At 74.4% G+C, this 14,191-nt stretch carries 17 protein-coding genes; 7 read left to right on the forward strand and 10 right to left on the reverse strand.

The features are described from left to right. The first annotated feature begins 249 nt into the window (after positions 1–249). Entirely contained in the window at positions 250–1,035 is a 786-nt protein-coding gene (locus PUR61_RS11725) for an NRDE family protein (protein ID WP_329878569.1), read from the forward strand. Between the two features lie 71 nt (positions 1,036–1,106). Here the strand turns inward: PUR61_RS11725 and PUR61_RS11730 are convergent, their stop codons facing one another. Then, complete coding sequence (locus tag PUR61_RS11730) at positions 1,107–1,613, reverse strand: hypothetical protein (RefSeq protein ID WP_329878571.1); 507 nt, start codon at positions 1,611–1,613, stop codon at positions 1,107–1,109. Between the two features lie 130 nt (positions 1,614–1,743). After that, a complete protein-coding gene (locus PUR61_RS11735) occupies positions 1,744–3,552 on the reverse strand; it encodes a serine/threonine-protein kinase (RefSeq protein WP_329878573.1) in 1,809 nt (602 codons plus the stop codon). Between the two features lie 326 nt (positions 3,553–3,878). On the opposite strand from PUR61_RS11735, the gene cpt reads away from it, so the two are divergent. Then, positions 3,879–4,409, forward strand: a complete 531-nt coding sequence (gene cpt, locus PUR61_RS11740; RefSeq protein WP_329878647.1) for a chloramphenicol phosphotransferase CPT — start codon at positions 3,879–3,881, stop codon at positions 4,407–4,409. 105 nt (positions 4,410–4,514) lie between these two features. Here the strand turns inward: cpt and PUR61_RS11745 are convergent, their stop codons facing one another. The 3 genes from PUR61_RS11745 to PUR61_RS11755 are packed head-to-tail and all read right to left on the reverse strand — an operon-like array spanning position 4,515 to position 5,324. Continuing rightward, positions 4,515–4,730: a hypothetical protein gene (locus tag PUR61_RS11745; protein WP_329878575.1), complete on the reverse strand. Its 216-nt coding sequence runs from the start codon at positions 4,728–4,730 to the stop codon at positions 4,515–4,517. Next, positions 4,727–4,933 carry a hypothetical protein gene (locus PUR61_RS11750; RefSeq protein WP_329878577.1) on the reverse strand — a complete coding sequence of 69 codons (207 nt, stop codon included), beginning with the start codon at positions 4,931–4,933 and terminating at the stop codon, positions 4,727–4,729. The genes PUR61_RS11745 and PUR61_RS11750 overlap by 4 nt, the downstream gene beginning before the upstream one ends. A 22-nt stretch (positions 4,934–4,955) precedes the next feature. Next, on the reverse strand, positions 4,956–5,324 hold the full coding sequence (locus PUR61_RS11755; RefSeq protein WP_329878579.1) for a hypothetical protein: 369 nt from the start codon (positions 5,322–5,324) through the stop codon (positions 4,956–4,958). A gap of 117 nt (positions 5,325–5,441) precedes the next feature. Here PUR61_RS11755 and PUR61_RS11760 point away from each other — a divergent pair, with 117 nt between their 5' ends. Together PUR61_RS11760 and PUR61_RS11765 are read left to right on the forward strand one after the other, a co-directional pair. Further along, positions 5,442–6,287: a helix-turn-helix domain-containing protein gene (locus PUR61_RS11760; RefSeq protein WP_329878581.1), complete on the forward strand. Its 846-nt coding sequence runs from the start codon at positions 5,442–5,444 to the stop codon at positions 6,285–6,287. Beyond that, entirely contained in the window at positions 6,271–6,477 is a 207-nt protein-coding gene (locus tag PUR61_RS11765; RefSeq protein ID WP_329878583.1) for a DUF397 domain-containing protein, read from the forward strand. The genes PUR61_RS11760 and PUR61_RS11765 overlap by 17 nt, the downstream gene beginning before the upstream one ends. Positions 6,478–6,593: 116 nt before the next feature. On the opposite strand, the gene PUR61_RS11770 is transcribed toward PUR61_RS11765, so the two are convergent. Then, entirely contained in the window at positions 6,594–7,484 is an 891-nt protein-coding gene (locus PUR61_RS11770; protein ID WP_329878585.1) for a sigma-70 family RNA polymerase sigma factor, read from the reverse strand. Positions 7,485–7,583: 99 nt separating this feature from the next. Here PUR61_RS11770 and PUR61_RS11775 point away from each other — a divergent pair, with 99 nt between their 5' ends. Further along, entirely contained in the window at positions 7,584–8,054 is a 471-nt protein-coding gene (locus tag PUR61_RS11775) for a carboxymuconolactone decarboxylase family protein (protein ID WP_329878587.1), read from the forward strand. 24 nt (positions 8,055–8,078) lie between these two features. Here the strand turns inward: PUR61_RS11775 and PUR61_RS11780 are convergent, their stop codons facing one another. After that, positions 8,079–9,065 carry a hypothetical protein gene (locus PUR61_RS11780; RefSeq protein WP_329878589.1) on the reverse strand — a complete coding sequence of 329 codons (987 nt, stop codon included), beginning with the start codon at positions 9,063–9,065 and terminating at the stop codon, positions 8,079–8,081. 76 nt (positions 9,066–9,141) lie between these two features. On the opposite strand from PUR61_RS11780, the gene pdxR reads away from it, so the two are divergent. Together pdxR and PUR61_RS11790 are read left to right on the forward strand one after the other, a co-directional pair. Continuing rightward, positions 9,142–10,671: a MocR-like pyridoxine biosynthesis transcription factor PdxR gene (gene pdxR, locus PUR61_RS11785; RefSeq protein ID WP_329878590.1), complete on the forward strand. Its 1,530-nt coding sequence runs from the start codon at positions 9,142–9,144 to the stop codon at positions 10,669–10,671. A 144-nt stretch (positions 10,672–10,815) separates the two neighbouring features. After that, on the forward strand, positions 10,816–11,400 hold the full coding sequence (locus tag PUR61_RS11790; RefSeq protein ID WP_329878592.1) for an NADPH-dependent F420 reductase: 585 nt from the start codon (positions 10,816–10,818) through the stop codon (positions 11,398–11,400). 12 nt (positions 11,401–11,412) lie between these two features. Here PUR61_RS11790 and PUR61_RS11795 read toward each other — a convergent pair whose 3' ends face one another. From PUR61_RS11795 to PUR61_RS11805, 3 genes are all read right to left on the reverse strand, one after another. Continuing rightward, entirely contained in the window at positions 11,413–11,607 is a 195-nt protein-coding gene (locus tag PUR61_RS11795; RefSeq protein ID WP_329878594.1) for a DUF6126 family protein, read from the reverse strand. A 40-nt stretch (positions 11,608–11,647) separates the two neighbouring features. Beyond that, positions 11,648–12,286, reverse strand: coding sequence for a helix-turn-helix domain-containing protein (locus tag PUR61_RS11800; RefSeq protein WP_329878596.1), 639 nt, complete (start codon positions 12,284–12,286; stop codon positions 11,648–11,650). A 144-nt stretch (positions 12,287–12,430) separates the two neighbouring features. Next, positions 12,431–14,143, reverse strand: coding sequence for a pyruvate dehydrogenase (locus tag PUR61_RS11805; RefSeq protein ID WP_380356545.1), 1,713 nt, complete (start codon positions 14,141–14,143; stop codon positions 12,431–12,433). Positions 14,144–14,191: the final 48 nt, after the last annotated feature.

Below are 14,191 nucleotides of genomic sequence, written 5' to 3' on the forward strand. Positions count from 1 at the left end.
TGCGCGGAGTCTGGCACGACCGGGCTTCCGACGGAAGTCCCCGGACGCCCGGTCGGTGGCCGTGGCCGTGCGCCCGGGCGCCCCTCCGGTGCCTCGTCGGTGCGTCTCCGCTCGCCTCCGGTGTGGCTCCGGTCGCCCCTCCGGACGCGAACGGGCGTGCGAGGATCGCAGGGTGGGGCGGTACCGGTGGGATCCCGGCGCCGCCCGGTGCGGACGAGGTCAGGGGGACAGAACGTGTGTACGGCGTTCGTGAGCATCGAGCCGTCGTCGGCGGTACCGGTGCTGGTGCTGGCGGTGCGGGACGAGTACGCCGGCCGGCGGTGGGCGCCGCCCGGCCGCCACTGGCCCGCACAGCCCTCCGCGGTCGGCGGGCTCGACCTCGTCGCGGGCGGCACCTGGCTGGCGGTCGGCTCCGCCGGGGCGGGCGGGGAAGCCGTCGCGGCCTGCCTGCTGAACGGCTTCGGCACCCTGGCCCCCGCGCAGGCCCGGCAGTCGCGCGGCGAACTGCCGCTGCTCGCCGTCCGGGGCGGCCGGCTCGACCGGCTGGACCTCGACCGGTACGACCCCTTCCACCTGGTGGTGGCACGGGCCGGCGGCGTGCGCGTCCTGAGCTGGGGCGGCAGCGGCAGCCGGCTCGCGGAACTGGACCTGCCCACCGGCCTGAGCGTCGTGCTCAACGACGGCCCCGAGGGGATGGCGGAGAACCGGACCGCCTCCGAGCGGATCCGCTCGCTGATGGGTGCCCGGGCCGCCCGCTTCCGCGCCCGCTTCGAGACGGCCACCCGCCCGGAGCCGCTCCCCGAGGTCGTGTCGACCGGCGAGGCGTGGGGCGCGTGGCTGCCGATCGTCGCCGGGGACGGACTGCCGCTGGACGACCCGGCTGCGCTGGTCCAGCGCCGCGAGTTCGGCGACGGCCGGATCTGGGGCTCGTCGTCGATATCCCTGCTGGCCTTCGGCCCGGCGGGCGTCCGCTACGACTTCGGCCCGGCACCGGTGGAGGGCGACGGCGACTGGCGCCGGGTGGAGGCGGCCTGACGGCCTGCCTCCACCCCGCCGGGAAAGCCGGCGACCGGCGCCGAGCGGCGTTCACGTGCTGTACCGGGCGCTCACCCCTCGGCGCGGGCCTGGAGCCAGCGCTTCGCGACGGTCTCGCTGACGTAGTACCAGTACTCCGTCGCGCGGTCCTCGTCCTCGCTCGCGATCTCCGACCACCACATCGGCCAGAACTCCCGCTCGTAGTGGGCCTTCAGGACCCGACTGAAGCCCGACAGCGACCCGCGGAGCCGGGTGCGGTCGAGGCCGAGCGCGGCGACCAGCGCCCCGTAGCTCACCTTCACGCCCGGCTGCTCCGCGAGGATGTCGAGGATCGCGACGACCACCTGAACGGAGTCGCGACGGTCGCTGATCAGGGCGCGGAGGTCTTCCACGGCCCACTCGTCACGGCGCCGCTGGTGCTCGCCCTGGGGGTCCCTCGACGTGGGCCCCGTCCCGCCGGCCGGGGCTGCGGTCGGGGCTGTGGTCGCCCCGCTGCGCTCGGCGATGAAGGCGTAGACGGCCGGCACGAGATGGGCCGGCACCGGCACCGACACGTACGCCGGGTTCTCCTGGGTCATGACGTTCCTCCCCTTGCTACTGCCGCTCCGTGCGGCGACATGCCTGATCATGGCATGTCGTCAGCAGCGGTGTCCAGCCACTAAAGCTCCTTAATAAGCATGAACACCCTTCAAGGGGCTTGGAGGGGTATCAGGGGACGCGGAACTCCTGGGACTTGTTGCCCGGGGTGCACACCGTCATGGTGAGCTGCGCACCGGCGCCGTTGTCGGTCAGGCAGTTCTGGCCCATGTAGTCCTTCAGGTAGAAGGCGCCGGAGGTGGTCGCGGGGGTGACCGTCCAGTTGGTCATGAAGCTGAAGCCGTTGGAGAGGACCACCTTGCCGTCCATGTCCTGCACGAGCGGCGGGGCGCTCAGCTTGCACGGGTTGAACTGGTGCCAGCTGCTCGGAACGGTGTGCACCCAGCCGTAGGCGCTCGCGCCTCCCATCACCACGGCCTGGCCGCCCGCCAGGCTGTCCTGGGAGAGACCGACGCGCAGGCCGTCCCCGACATTGGTGAGGTAGCCCCAGTTGGTGCCGCCGCATCCGGCGGGGACGGCGGCCGGAGGCTGGGCCGACGGGGAGGCGGCGGGGGCCGACGGCCGCGGAAGAGCCGGGGGCGGGGCGGTGGCGCCCGAGGGCACGGGCGGAGCGGTGACGGCCGACGGCAGGGGCGGTGCGGCGGGCCCCGTGCCGCCCGGCGCGGTGGCGGCGGGCGGCTGCTGCGGCGCGGTGGTCCGGGCGGGCCCCGTGGCGGACTTCGACGGGCCGGTGGCGGGCGGCAGCGCCGTCTCCGTCCCCGACGGGGTGCCGGACGGCGCCGCGGTGGGCTGCACGGTGGCGGGGAGCGGCGCGGCCGGGACGGTCGCGGTGACGGTCACCGCCACCGGCGGGGCGGAGCCCGGCGTCTGCGCCTCCGAGGTGAACGGCGCCTTGTCGATGAGCAACACGGTGGCCGTCCCCACCGAGATCACCAGCGGGAGCACGATCGGCACCAGGAAGCCGCGCCGCCGGCTGCGGGGAACGGGTTCGGTGGCCGCGCGGGACACGACCTCGCCGACCACGGCGGGGGGCGCGGCGAGGGGCGCGGCGGGTACGGCCGGGGGCGTGACCGGTGACGCGACTGCCCCCGGAGCCACCGCCGCGCGGGCAGCCTCCGCCATGGCCGCCGCGTCGGCGAAACGGTCCCCCGGTTGCTTGGCCAGCGCCGTCGTGACGATCGCCCGCACCGCCGCCGGTATCGACTCCGGCAGCGCCGGCACCGGCTCGCGCAGGTGCTTGAGCGCCACCTCCAGCACGCTCTCGCCCGTGAACGGCGGCCTGCCGGTGAGCAGTTCGTAGCAGACCACGCCGACCGCGTAGAGGTCCGCGGCGGGCGTGATCTCCTTGCCCTCGGCCTGCTCGGGAGCCATGTAGAGGGCGGTGCCGATCACCGCGTGCGAGGCCGTGAGCCTGGTCCCGGCGGTGGCGCGGGCGATGCCGAAGTCGGTGACCGTCACCCGGTCGTCGTCCCGGACCATCAGGTTGGACGGCTTCACGTCGCGGTGCACGATGTCCCGCCGGTGCGCGGCGTGCAGGGCGTCCAGCGCGGCGGCCAGCAGACCGAGCGCGCGGTCCGGCGGGAGCACCCCGTCCTCGGCGAGCACCTTGTCCAGCGGACGGCCGTCGATCAGCTCCATGACGATGTAGGCGGCGCGCTCGCCGTCCTCGTCGGGGCCTTCCTCGCCGTAGTCGTGCACGTCCACGACGCCGGGGTGGCTCAGGGCGGCGAGCAGCTGGGCCTCACGGCGGAAGCGCCGGGCGAAGGTGCCGTCCTCCAGCAGCGCCGCGTGGAGGATCTTCACCGCGACCTGCCGCCCCAGCACCGCGTCGTCGGCCTGCCAGACGGACCCCATCCCGCCGCCGCCTATCCGCGCGGTCAGCGTGTAGCGACCCCCGAGCACGGTCCCCCGACCACTCATCCCCAGCCCCTCCGTCGGACGCGACCGAACGCGTCGGCAGGCGAACAGTCTGCCACGCCCCCTCGCACCCACTGTCGAGCCTCCCGCCCCGTCGCCACAAGGGGGTTGAGCAGCGACGGAGCCCGCCGCGACCCGACTCGTCCGGCCCGCAGCCCCGCATCCCCCCGGCGGCGGAGCGGCGGGCTCAACCTCGCGTCCAGGTCCGCCCGCCGCGGCATCCCGCCGTGCCGCCTGCCGCCGGGCGGACCCAGGGGCGGCGACACGGCCCCAGGGGGCGCGGAAATCCGTTTCGGGCACGGCGCCGGCGCCTCTACGGTGGCGCGGTGATGACTCAGGTGATCGTTCTCAACGGTGGTTCCAGCTCGGGGAAGTCCGGGATCATCAGGTGTCTCCAGGCAGTCCTGCCGGACCCGTGGCTGGCCCTCGGGACGGACACGCTGGTCGAGGCGATGCCGATGTCGATGCAGACGGCGGACGGCGGGATCGAGTTCGCTCCGGACGGGGCCGTGATCGTCGGGCCGGAGTTCCGGACGCTGGAACCGGCCTGGATCGAGGGGATCGCCGCAATGGCCCGCGCGGGTGCCCGGGTCGTCGTCGACGAGGTCTTCCTCGGCGGAGCGGACTCGCAGCAGCGGTGGCGGACGGCCCTGAGCGGGTTGCGGGTGCTGTGGGTCGGCGTCCGGTGTGACGGCGCGGTCGCCGCGGGGCGGGAGGTCGCACGGGGCGATCGGACCATCGGCATGGCCGTGTCCCAGGCGGAGGTGGTCCACCAGGGCGTGACCTACGACCTGGAGGTGGACACCACCCGGGCCGAGTCGATGGAGTGCGCACGGACCATCGCCGCACGCGTGGAGTGACCGAGGGCCCTGCTGTCCGACGCGGTGACGCAGCGGGCGAACGAGCCGGGCCGGAAGGCGCCCTGCACAGGAGGTCGGAGGGGCCGAAGTCCCGTGCGGGGAGGGTCAGCGTCGGCGGGTGGCCCAGTGGCGCTCGATCGCCCGGCCGAGGGTGGAGTTGACGAGGAGGGTGCCTGCGCAGAGGACGAGGAGGAAGAACAGGTTGGCCGCGCCGGGACCGTGGCGGCGGACGGGGTGGCTGGCGAGTACGGCGAGCACCGTGCCGGCCGCCACGGAGGCGGCCGAGGCGGCGATCAGCAGCATGCGGGGCGGGCGGCTCATCCGGGAAGCGGCCTCGCGGCCGACGGTGCCGGGTCGGTGGGCGCGGGGAGGCCGACGTGCTCGGGCCGGGCGGTCCACTCGACGCCCCCGCCGACCGGGCGGAGGTAGAGACGGCCGCCGATGGTGTCCATGTAGACGCCGGTACGGCGGGTGCGGCGGTCGAGGACGAGTTGGCCGGGCACGGGGGAGGGTTCGGTGTTCATGGGGTGCGGGTCGCTTCCGGGATCACTGGGCGGCGAGGCGGACGGTCACCAACCGGCCGGTGGAGGCGACGACTTCGGCGGCGAGCGGGGCGCCGCCGACCGCACCGAGGGTGACGGGCCGGCCGGCCGAGGGCCGCCAGGGGTGCCGCTCGCCCTGCTCGCGGCGGGCCCGGACACCGTCGCGGATCACGTCGACGAGCTTGAGCACGACGGACGTCGGCGCGGCCCCGAGGTCGATGAGGACCACGCCGGTGACGGAGGCGCAGTTCCAGTCGATGCCGGTGGAGGGCAGGGCCGTCCCGGCGGCGGCGAGGGTCGCCGTGAGGTCACCGAGGGCTTCGGCCGCCTCCGAGCGGTCCTCGGCGGTGATCTTTCTGAGCATGGAGGCCATGACACTGCTCCTCTGTCGCGATGGAGTTCTGCGATTCCCCCACCAGAATCAAGCACCCCGCCTACGCTGAGAAGCCAATTGGTCACCACAAGTTGATTGTTCGGAGGCAGAGCCCCGATGACCACCCCCAACAGCCTGCCGCCAGGAAAGACGCCCAGGGAGTACTACGGCTCCGAGCTGCGGCGTCTTCGAGAGGCCGCACTACCGAAGATGTCCCAGGAGAAACTGGGGGCACTGACGTTCGTGTCCGGTACATACATCGGGCAACTGGAGAATTCTGTCCGGTCTCCGCAGATCGATCTCTCCCTGCGCATCGACGACATCCTCGACTCTGGCGGGGTGCTTGTGCGCATTCATGAATTGTTGGAGTACTCGCGTTTCGCCGATTACTTCAAGGAAGCCGTCGAGCACGAGTCACGCGCGGTTTCGATCTGCGAGTACGCCGGTAGCGTGGTGCCGGGGCTGTTGCAGACCTCGGACTATGCGACGGCCGTATCACTAGGTGCCCAACCCCTGCTCAGCGATGACGAGCTGGCGGAGCTGGTCGCCGCGAGGATGGATCGACAAAGGCTGGTAAGCGCCACAACCGGACCGGAGTTGTGGTTCATCCTGGACGAGGCCGTACTCCGCCGGGTCGTGGGAAGCCGTCGGATCATCGCGGACCAACTCAGGCACATCGCCGCTCTGATCATAAGAAGGCGTCTGATCGTCCAGATCGTCGCCTACGAGGCCGGAGCCCACGCGCTTCTCGGTGGCATGCTCTCGCTGATGACCTTCTCCGACGCACCTCCGCTGGTCTATCTCGAAGGACAGCACGCCGGACAGCTCATCGATGACACAGGGTTGGTCGCCAGATGCCAGCGGTCCTACGATCTCGTACGGGCCGCCGCGTTGTCGCCGGAGGCGTCCCTGGCCCTGATCCTGTCGGCGGCGGAGGTCCACGAGAATGCGCAAGAGCAATGACCGCTCCGCCCAGTGGCGGAAGAGCAGTTACAGCAATGGCGAGGGTGGTTCCTGTATCGAGGTGGACGACGCTGCTCCGGGGCGGGTCCGGGACTCCAAGGACCCCGACGGGCCCGACCTCACCTTCAGCCCGGCCGCCTGGCAGGCCTTCGTCACCGCCGCCCGGGGCGGGGAGTTCGGCGACGTCTGACCGGTCGGGCCGGCCATCCGGGGTGCCTCCGGGCGGCGGGCGCGCTCGGTGCGGTGGTGGCGGCGTTCCGGAGCGGCCGGCCGCCCGGCGGGAGGGCTCCCGCCGGGCGGCACCCGTCAGGCCGACAGGCCGAGCCGCTCCAGGCGCTCCGGGTCGGTGAAGATGTCCATCGCGACGACCTTGCCGCCGCGGACGGTGAACGCCGCGAGCGAGACAGGGCGGCCGTCGGCGAACACGGCGACGGCGGGCTCGCCGTTGACCAGCACCAGCCGGGTCTCCCCCGCGAACCGGGCCGCGAACACGCTCGCCCCGGACGCCACCTCGGTCGCGCCGCGCCGGACCAGGCCGGGCCGCAGGACACCGCCGTCGTTGCGGGCGACCACCTCGGGGTCGAGGATCGCGAGCAGCGCGTCGAAGTCCCCGCCGCGAGCCGCGGCCAGGAAGGCCTCCACGACCTCGCGCCGCAGGGCCAGATCGGCGTCCGGCGCGGGCGCGGCGCCCTGGACGCGGCGGCGGGCACGGCTGGCGAGCTGGCGGGTGGAGGCGGCGGTGCGGCCGAGGACGGGCGCGATCTCGTCGAAGGGCACCGAGAACAGGTCGTGCAGCACGAACGCGAGCCGCTCCGCAGGGGAGAGCGTCTCCAGCACGATCATCAGCGCGATGCCGACCGAGTCGGCCATCAGGATCTCGTGCTCCGGGTCGACGGCCTGCGCCCCGCCGATGACCGGGTCGGGCAGCCGGACCTCCCGGCCGTCCCGGTCCTGCATCGGGTCCTCGCGCCGGGCGGCCCGCGAGCGCAGCAGGTCCAGGCAGACCCGGCCGACCACCGTGGTCAGCCAGCCGCCCAGGTTGGTGACCGCGCTCGTGTCGGCCCGCTCCAGCTTGAACCAGGCCTCCTGCACCGCGTCCTCGGCCTCGCTGAGCGAGCCGAGCATCCGGTAGGCCACGGCCCGCAGATGGGGTCGGTGCTCCTCGAACCGCGCGGCCGGAAAATCTTCCCCGTTCACCTGTCACATCCTCGCGTCGGGATCCGTCAGTGCTTCGACGGACGTTAACCGGTCCGCGCGACGCACGCGCCGGGCCCCCCTGAGCCGGAGGACCATCAGATGACCACCCACACCGCCCGGATGAAGAACCCCGCCATGGTCCTGCCGGACGCCATGAAGGGCATCCAGAACATCTACAAGGCGATGTACCAGGGCGGCGTGCCCCACCGGACCATGGAGCTGGTCCACCTGCGGGCCAGCCAGATCAACGGGTGCAGCGCCTGCGTCGTCGCGGGCGTCACCGGGGCCAAGAAGGCCGGCGAGACGGACGAGCGGCTGCACGCCGTCGCCGCCTGGCGGGAGACGCCGTACTTCACCGACGAGGAGCGCGCGGCCCTGGCGCTGACCGAGGCCGCGACCCGGATCGCCGACCGCTCCGGGCAGGCCGTGCCGGACGACGTCTGGGACGCGGCGGCGGACCACTTCGGCGAGGAACAGCTCTCCGCGATCATCCTGATGATCGGGCTGACCAACTTCTTCAACCGGATCAACGCGACGATCCAGGAGCCGGCCGGTGCGACCTGGAACTGAGCGGCCGGCGGGCGGCGGCCCGGCTCAGGACTGGCGCCCGCGCCCCGCGTTCGGCGGGCGGCGCCGGCCGGGGCCCGAGGAGCCGCCGGCAGGACCGCCCGACGGGCCGCCGGAGGAACCGCCGGCCGGGCGCTGCCGGGGCGGACGGCCGGGGCCGAGGGCGGACTGACGGCGCTGGATCTCACGCCAGATCCGCGGCGGGCAGGGCCCCTGCGGGTGGTCGGAGAGGAAGCTCTCGTAGGGCACCCGGCGCGGCACCATCCCGACCTCGACCCAGGACGGCTTGCCGGTGCGGTCCCAGCCCTCGTTCTCCATCCGGATGTAGTCGTCGCGGTGGTCCTTGTCCTTGCTGGTGATCTGCAGGACCTCCGCGTACCCCTGCTGGGCCTGGAGGATCACGCAGTAGTGCCGGGCCGCCTCCGCCCGGTCGCGGAACGGCACCATCGCCACCCACACCTCCCCGGCGGCCGGGCGGGCGACGGTCCTGGTCCGGGAGTCGGTGCGGCGCGGCGGGGTCCAGGACCGCTCCGGCGGGCCGCCGGCCCAGGACCGGACGCGGAGCCGCCAGGCCCAGGCGATCGCGCCGACCACGACGCACTGGAGGGCCGAGGCGTTGGCCCCGGCCGGGTCCCGCACCCCGAAGACCTGCGGGGCGAGGTACGCGCCGACCAGGTGGGCGACCAGCGCGGCGAGTCCGGTGAGGGCGGCCGCCCGGACCGGGACCACCCAGGGTTCGACCCGGCGGCGGCGACCGGCCTGCCAGTCCAGCAGCAGGGCGACCGCGTAGGAGATGCCGGCCAGGATCGCCACCTGGGCCGGGGTGGCGTGCAGCGGCGGCGTCTGGCCCTTCATGACGGCGGGTATCAGGACGGGCAGGGCGAGCAGGTAGCCCAGCACCGTGAAGAAGATCAGCATGAAGAAGGCGTTCAGGCAGCCGCCGCCACCGGACCGCCGCCCGCCGCCTCTCGGGCCGTCGCCCGAACTGCCGTACCGCCGCGCCATGTTCGCCACCCCCACCGTGGTCGTCCCGGTCGGGCGCAATGTATCGGAGATCCCGGGGTGACGGGAGTGCCGCGATAATCCGGACATGACCGCCCGCCGACCGCCCTCCAGGGCCGCCCGCCGCCCCTCTCCCCGGGCCGCTTCCTGGACCGCCTTCGGCGGCGATCTGCACCTCGACCTCACCGGGCGGCGGGCCGCCGGGACCGGGCTGCGGGCGGCCCTGGAGGACGCGCTGCGCGAGGCCGTGCAGGACGGACGGCTGGCGCCCGGTACCCGGCTGCCGTCCTCCCGGGCGCTCGGCGAGGACCTCGGGATCGCCCGGAACACCGTCGTGGAGGCGTACGGGCAGCTCACCGCCGAGGGGTGGCTCAGTTCGCGGCAGGGGTCCGGCACCACGGTGGCCGAACGCGCCACGCCGCGCCCCGCCGAGCGCCCCGCCACCCTGCCGCCGGGGATCCGGCCCACCGGGCGGCACGACCTGCTGCCCGGCCGGCCGGACCTCTCGCTGTTCCCGCGCACCGCCTGGCTGGCCGCCGCCCGGCGGGCGCTGGCCACCGCACCGCACGACGTGTTCGACTACGGCTCCCCGCTGGGCCGGATCGAGCTGCGGCGGGCGCTCACCGACTACCTGGCCCGGGTCCGCGGGGTGCGCACCGACCCGGAACGCCTGCTGATCTGCGCCGGGTTCAGCCAGGGCCTCGGCCTGCTCGCCGCAGCCCTGTGCGAGCGGCTCCGTCGCGCGGACGGCGGCTCCCGCGCCACCCGCGGAGCCCGCGCCGTGGCCGTCGAGGCGTACGGACTGCCGCCGCAGCGGGACGTCCTGCGGGCGGCCGGGCTCGCCCTCGTACCGCTGCCGATGGACGGGTACGGCGCGCGCACCGACCTGCTGACCGGGCCGGGCGCCCCGGCGGCCGGCGCCGTGCTGCTCGCCCCCGCGCACCAGTTCCCGACCGGCGTGGCCCTGGCCGCCGACCGCCGGTCGGCGGCGGTCCGCTGGGCGCGCGAGCACGACGGCTACGTGATCGAGGACGACTACGACGGTGAGTTCCGGTACGACCGGCAGCCGCTCGGCGCCATGCAGGCGCTCGACCCGGACCGCGTGGTCTACGGGGGGACGGCCGCCAAGAGCCTGGCCCCGGGCCTGCGGCTGGCCTGGCTGGCGCTGCCCGACGCGCTGGTCGAACCGGTCGCCCGGTTCAAGCGGCTGGCCGACACCATGTCCCCGGTGATCGACCAGCTGACCCTCGCCGAGCTGATCACCTCCGGCCGGTACGACCGGCACGTCCGCCGCTCCCGGCTGCACTACCGGCGCCGCCGGGACCGTCTGGTCGCGGCGCTCGCCGAGCGGGCCCCGCACGTCCGGGTCACCGGGATCGCCGCCGGGCTGCACGCCGTCCTGCAACTGCCGCCCGGCGCGGGCCCGGAGGCGGAACTGGTCGCCCGTGCGCGGGCGGCGGGCCTGGTCGTCTCCGGTCTCGGCCCGCACCTCCTCGACCCGTCGCTCGCCCCGGACGCCCCGCCCGCCCTGGTGGTCGGCTACGGCACCCCGCCCGAGCACGCCTTCCCGGCCGCCCTGGACGCTCTCTGCGCGCTGCTGGCCGAAGCGGGCGGATAGCGGCACCGTGGCGGCGGTGCCGCAGCGCGAGCGGGGGGCGGCAGCACGGACAGGGGCGGCAGAACGGGGCCCCGGATCAGGAATACCCGTGCCGTCCAAGGGAGTTCACTCCGGAAGCCGTCCACGTCCCGAGGAGGAACCGCCATGCGCATCGCCGTCATCGGAGCCGGCAAGGTCGGCCGCGGCCTGGCCCTGGCCTTCCACACCGCCGGGCTCGACGTCGCCCTCGGCACCCGGGACCCGGCCGCCGCCCCGGACGGGCCGGTGGAGGCGGTGGGGATCGGCGACGCGCTGGCGGGCGCCGACACCGTCGTCCTGGCCGTCACCGGCACGGCCGTGGACGGGCTGCTCGCCGAGCACGGCGCGGCCCTGGACGGCCTGCTGGTCGTCGACGCCACCAACCGGGCGGGGCGGCCGGACGGCGTCCTGCACAACGCCGAGGCCGTGGCCCGGCACGCGCCGGGGGCCCGGTACGCCCGGGCGTTCAACAGCGCCGGGGTGGAACTGTTCGGCCGGCCGGACCCCGACGGGGCCGCCGCCGACCTGCTGTTCTCCGCCGACGAGGCGGACCGGGCCGCGGTCGAGCGGCTGATCGGCGCGGCCGGCCTGCGCCCGGCCTACCTGGGGCCGGAGTCGTACGCCGACCTCGACGCCGCGCTGCGCCTGCTGGTCCGGCTCACCGCGGTGAGCGGCAGGCGCCACCTGGGGTGGCGGGTGATCACCGGGTGACCGGCGCCGGTGCTACTTGTTCCGGTTGCCGAGCTCGAAGAGGAGCAGGATGAAACCGGCGAAGGCGTGGGTGGCGACCGTGTAGATCACCAGCCGGATGCCGACGCGGCGGTTGGCCCACTTGCCCGCGTCGATGGTCTTCGGGGCCGAGGCCGGGGCGGGCGCGACGGGCGCGGCGGCCGGGGCGGGGGTGGCGGGATCAGCCATGGGAGATCTCCTCCGAGTGTTCCGATGTTCCGACGTCGGGTCAGTGGTGCGGGGCAGGGCCGCCGCCGAGGCAGAGTTCGCCGCCGGGGCTCTGCAGCAGGGTGTGCATGAAGAGCAGCTCGACCCCGGCCGCCGAGTCGGCGGCGATGCAGTGCGGGGTGAGCGAGTCGAAGTGGGCGGAGTCGCCCTCGGCCAGCAGGTGGACGCGGTCGCCGAGGGTCAGCCTGAGCCGGCCCTGGAGGACGTAGAGCCATTCCTCGCCGGGGTGGACGCGGACCACCGTGTCCTGGACCCCCGGGGGGACGTGCACGCGCAGCGCCTGCATCGCGCGGCCGGGGGCGCCGGCCCGCCGGTAGCCCCAGCCGCCGGCCCGGCCGGGTTCGATGGCGCCGCCGCGCACCACCGGGTCCGGTTCGACGAGGCTCTCGCCGAGCAGGCCGGAGACGGAGGTGCCGTAGGCGCGGGCGAGGCCGAGCAGGACGGGCAGCGAGGGCTGCCGGCGCCCGGTCTCCAGTCGGGACAAGTACGCTTGGGAGAGCCCGACCCGGGCGGCGGCGACCTCCAGCGTGAGGCGGCTGCCGAGCCGGTGCTCGCGCAGCCTCGCGGCGAGGCCGGCCACGTCGTGGTCGTCGAACTGGTCGCCGGGGTCGGCGGGCGGACCGGCTGGGCTGGTGCTCATGTGTCCAGTGGACACCTCACATGCCGCAGGGGCAAGAAACTTGCCTCAGAGGCAAGTCGGCTCCGCGTGCCCGCGCCCGGACGGCCGACCCTCCCGGCGACGACCCCGGCACCTCCGGCCTCCCCCCGAGGGTCGCGGCGCGCCCTACGGCCTGGGGATGTTCCGCAGGTTGGACCGGGCCAGGTCGATCATCCGCCCCACCCCGCCCGAGAGCACCGTCCGGCCGGCCGCCAGCGCGAAGCCCTTCAGCTGGGCGGCGGTGATGTGCGGCGGGATGGAGAGCGCGTTCGGGTCGGTCACCACGTCCACCAGTGCCGGACCGGGCCGCTCCAGCGCCTCCTCCAGCACCTCGCGGACCCGGGCCGGTTCGGTGACCCGCTTGGCCGGGATGCCCATCGCCCGGGCGATGCCGGCGTAGTCGACGTCGCCGTTGTCGATCTCCGACTCGGGGTAGCCGGAGACCAGCATCTCCAGCTTGATCATGCCGAGCGCGCCGTTGTTGAACACCACCGTCTTCACCGGCAGCCGGTGCTTGGCGACCGTGAGCAGCTCGCCCAGCAGCATCCCGATCCCGCCGTCACCGGCCATCGCCACCACCTGCCGCCCGGGACAGGCCAGTTGGGCGCCGATCGCGTGCGGCAGCGCGTTGGCCATCGAGCCGTGCAGGAAGGAGCCGATCACCCGGCGGCGCCCGTTGGGCTGCAGGTAGCGGGCGGCCCAGACGTTGTTCATGCCGGTGTCGACGGTGAACACCGCGTCGTCGGCGGCCACCTCGTCCAGGACCGAGGCCACGTACTCGGGGTGGATCGGCAGGTGCTTCCCGATGTCCCGGGTGTAGGCGCCGATCACGCCCTCCAGGGCGCGGCAGTGCTTGTCCAGCATGGCGTCCAGGAACGCCCGGTCGGTCTTCTGCTCCAGCAGCGGCAGCACGGCCCGCAGGGTGGACGGGACGTCGCCGTGCACGGCCAGTTCCAGCGGGGTGCGGCGGCCGAGCCGGGTGGCGTCGTGGTCCACCTGGACGGTGTGGGCCTGCGGCAGGAAGGAGTCGTACGGGAAGTCGGTGCCGAGGAGGACGACGAGGTCGGCCGAGTGGAGCGCCTCGTGGCAGGCACCGTAGCCGAGCAGACCGCTCATACCGACGTCGTACGGATTGTCGTACTGGATCCACTCCTTGCCGCGCAGGGAGTGTCCGACCGGCGCGTGCAGGGCATCCGCGACCGCCATCACCTCGGCGTGCGCCCCGCGTACGCCCGCGCCGCAGAAGAGGGCCACCCGGCGGGCGGCGTTGAGCGCCTGGGCGAGGGCCTGCACCTGGGACCAGGGCGGGGCGGCGACGGCCTGCTCGGTCAGGAAGCTGCCGGTGCCGGTCGGTCCGGCGGCGGGCAGCGCGGCCACGTCGCCGGGGAAGGCCAGGACGGAGACACCGCGCGCGCCCAGCGCGTGCTGGATCGCGATCCGCAGCAGCCGGGGCAGCTGCGCGGGCGTGGAGACCGTCTCGCACCAGCTGCTGCAGTCGGTGAACACGCGATCGGGGTGGGTCTCCTGGAAGAAGCCGGTGCCGATCTGCGCGGACGGGATGTGCGAGGCCAGCGCGAGCACCGGCAGGCCGCTGCGCTGGGCGTCGTAGAGGCCCTGGATGAGGTGGGTGTTGCCGGGCCCGCAGGAGCCCGCGCAGACCGCCAGGCGCCCGCTCAGCTCGGCCTCGGCGGCGGCCGCGAAGGCGCCGGCCTCCTCGTTGCGCACGTGCACCCAGCTGATGCCCTCGGCTCGGCGGATCGCGTCCACCACCGGGTTGAGGCTGTCGCCGACCACCCCGTAGACCCGCTCCACCCCGGCCTGCCGGAGCACCTCCACCATCTGCTCGGCCACACTCACCACGGGCTCTCCTCCACCGGCCGACGGTTG

Source organism: Streptomyces sp. BE20, from assembly GCF_036322525.1.
In the GTDB taxonomy this organism is placed as follows: Bacteria; Actinomycetota; Actinomycetes; order Streptomycetales; family Streptomycetaceae; genus Kitasatospora.